Origin of the sequence: Xanthomonas sp. SHU 308 (assembly GCF_000364645.1) — a bacterium.
Classification (GTDB): Bacteria; Pseudomonadota; Gammaproteobacteria; order Xanthomonadales; family Xanthomonadaceae; genus Xanthomonas_A; species Xanthomonas_A sontii.
In genome coordinates this window covers 1-2,413 of the sequence record NZ_AQOK01000487.1, presented here as the reverse complement: position 1 = coordinate 2,413, position 2,413 = coordinate 1, and the positions used below count along the sequence as shown (strand labels likewise).

The 2,413-nt window shown below is 72.2% G+C and carries 1 protein-coding gene and 1 pseudogene; both read left to right on the top strand.

Annotation, left to right across the window (positions count from 1 at the left end):
- Positions 1-16: 16 nt before the first annotated feature.
- A complete protein-coding gene (locus D588_RS0114815; protein ID WP_017916539.1) occupies positions 17-1,771 on the top strand; it encodes a bifunctional alpha/beta hydrolase/class I SAM-dependent methyltransferase in 1,755 nt (584 codons plus the stop codon).
- Positions 1,768-2,413, top strand: a pseudogene (locus tag D588_RS0114810) (inositol phosphorylceramide synthase); the annotation flags it as partial. The gene D588_RS0114815 and the pseudogene D588_RS0114810, both read left to right, overlap by 4 nt.

Sequence of the window (2,413 nt, the reverse complement as noted above, 5' to 3'; positions counted from 1 at the left end):
AAGGAATCGGCAACGGATGCGGCAGGTCAACGAAAGCGAATTCGCCAGTTTCGACGGCACACGGCTGTTCTACCGGCACTGGCCGGCCACGACGCCGGCGGCGCCGCCGCGGGCGGTGGTGCTGCTGCACCGTGGCCACGAGCATTCCGGGCGGGTCATGCACCTGGCCGAGGAACTGGGCCTGGACGAGTGCGCGCTGTTCGCCTGGGATGCGCGCGGCAACGGCCGCTCGCCCGGCGCGCGCGGCGACGCGCCCGGTTTCCCGGCGCTGGTGCGCGACCTGGACTGCTTCGTCGCGCACATCGGCGAGGTCCACGGCATCGCCGTGCAGGACATCGTGGTGGTGGCGCAGAGCGTGGGCGCGGTGGTCGCCAGCACCTGGGTGCACGACTACGCGCCACCGCTGCGCGCGCTGGTGCTGGCCTCGCCGGCGTTCAAGGTCAAGCTGTACGTGCCGTTCGCGCGGCCCGGGCTGGCCCTGATGCAGGCGCTGCGCGGCAACTTCTTCGTCAACAGCTACGTCAAGCCGCAGTGGCTGACCCACGACCCGGCGCGGGTCGAGAGCTATCGCACCGATCCGCTGATCACCCGGCCGATCTCGGTGCGGGTGTTGCTGGGGCTGTACGCGGCGGCCGACCGCGTGGTCGGCGATGCGCAGGCGATCACCGTGCCGGTGCAACTGCTGGTGTCCGGCAGCGATTTCGTGGTGCACCGCGGCCCGCAGGACCGCTTCTACGAGCGCCTGTCCTCGCCGGTGAAGGAGCGCCACCTGCTGCCCGGTTTCTTCCACGACACCCTGGGCGAGCGCGATCGCGCGCCGGCGCTGGCGCAGATCCGCCGCTTCGTGCGCGAGCGCTTCGCCGAGGTGCCGGCGCTGCCCAGCCTGCGCCACGCGCACCGCCGCGGACCGACCTTCGAGGAGGCCGAGCGCCTGGCCTGGCCGCCGCAGCGCTACAGCCTGCAGGACCTGCGCTGGCGCGGCGTGCGCGCCGGCCTGCGCGTGGGTGGACAGCTCTCCGAAGGCATCGCCCTCGGCCTGCAGACCGGTTTCGATTCCGGCAGCACGCTGGACTACATCTACCGCGACCAGGCGGCCGGGCGCGGCCCGCTGGGGCGGATGATCGACCGCAACTACCTGGATGCGATCGGCTGGCGCGGCATCCGCGTGCGCCGCCAGCACCTGCATGAGCTGCTGGGCCTGGCGATGCAGCGGCTGCGCGCCGCCGGCCTGCCGGTGCGCGCGCTGGATATCGCCGCCGGCCACGGCCGCTACGTGCTCGAAGCGCTGGCCGGCGGCAGCCAGCGCGCCGACGCGATCCTGTTGCGCGATTTCAGCCCCTTGAACGTGGCGCAGGGTCGCGCGCTGATCGCCACGCTCGGCGCCACCGACATCGCCCGCTTCGAGCAGGGCGATGCCTTCGACCGCGACGCGCTGGCCGCGCTGCAGCCGCGGCCGACGTTGGCGGTGGTGTCGGGCCTGTACGAACTGTTCCCGGACAACGACCAGGTGCTGCGCTCGCTGCAGGGCGTAGCCGCGGCGGTGGAACCGGGCGGCTACCTGGCCTACACCGGCCAACCCTGGCATCCGCAGCTGGAGTTCATCGCCCGCGCGCTGACCAGCCACCGCGGCGGCGCGGCCTGGGTGATGCGCCGGCGCACCCAGCAGGAGATGGACGAACTGGTGCGCACGGCCGGCTTCCGCAAGCTGGAGCAGCGCATCGACGAATGGGGCATCTTCACCGTGTCGCTGGCGCAGCGGATCGCGCCATGAGCATGGCGGCCGCGCGGCCGTGGCGGCGTGCGCTGGCCTGGCTGGCGCTGCTGGGGCCGTTCTTCTTCCTCAGCTACGGCCTGGCCAACACGCTGGCCGCGCGTCGCGCCGCCGTGCCGTCGCTGCCGTTCGCCTGGGAAACCCAGATCCCGTTCTGGCCGTGGACCATCGTCCCGTACTGGTCGATCGACCTGTTCTACGTGATCTCGTTCTTCGTGTGCCGCACGCGTGTCGAACTGGACACGCATGCGCGGCGCCTGCTCACCGCGCAACTGCTGGCGGTGGGCTGCTTCCTGCTGTGGCCGCTGCGCTTCAGTTTCGAGCGGCCGCCGACCGAGGGCGTGTTCGGCTGGCTGTTCGCGGTGCTGCTCGGCTTCGACAAGCCGTTCAACCAGGCGCCGTCGCTGCACATCGTGCTGCTGGTGGTGCTGTGGGTGCGCTATGCGCAGCACCTCCACGGGCTGGCGCGGCTGGCCCTGCACGGCTGGTTCGCGCTGATCGGCCTGTCGGTGCTGACCACCTACCAGCATCATTTCCTCGACGTGCCCACCGGCCTGGCCGCCGGCTGGCTGTGCGTGTGGCTGTGGCCGGAGCGCATCGCCGCGCCGTGGCGCGCCGCGGCGCCCGCGCGCGATCCGCGGC